This window comes from Zoogloea sp. LCSB751 (assembly GCF_002028455.1).
In the GTDB taxonomy this organism is placed as follows: Bacteria; Pseudomonadota; Gammaproteobacteria; order Burkholderiales; family Rhodocyclaceae; genus Zoogloea.
In genome coordinates this window covers 1-245 of the sequence record NZ_MWUM01000493.1, presented here as the reverse complement: position 1 = coordinate 245, position 245 = coordinate 1, and the positions used below count along the sequence as shown (strand labels likewise).

Annotated in this window: 1 protein-coding gene; it reads right to left on the bottom strand. The window is 69.4% G+C overall.

Annotated features, from left to right (window positions below):
• Nucleotides 1-245: cytochrome b (locus B4920_RS27445; protein ID WP_173862740.1), on the bottom strand; the 245-nt coding region annotated here is incomplete at both ends.

The window sequence follows — 245 nt, the reverse complement described above, 5'->3', positions numbered from 1 at the left end:
CAGGCCATAGGCGGCAAGGTGATGGGCCAGCTTCAGCGTCTCGGCCAGTTCCTTGTCCTTGCCCACGAAGTCCGGCAGCGGCAGAACGCCGAACCAGACGATGGGGAAGCCCGCCGCCGAGCTGTAGGCCCAGCCGGAAAGCGGCACGGCGAAGAAGAGCAGATAGAGCAGGCCGTGGATCAGGTGCGCCGCGCGCAGCTGCCAGGCCGGCATCGGCAGGTCGGCCGGCGGCCGGTGCGTCAGAC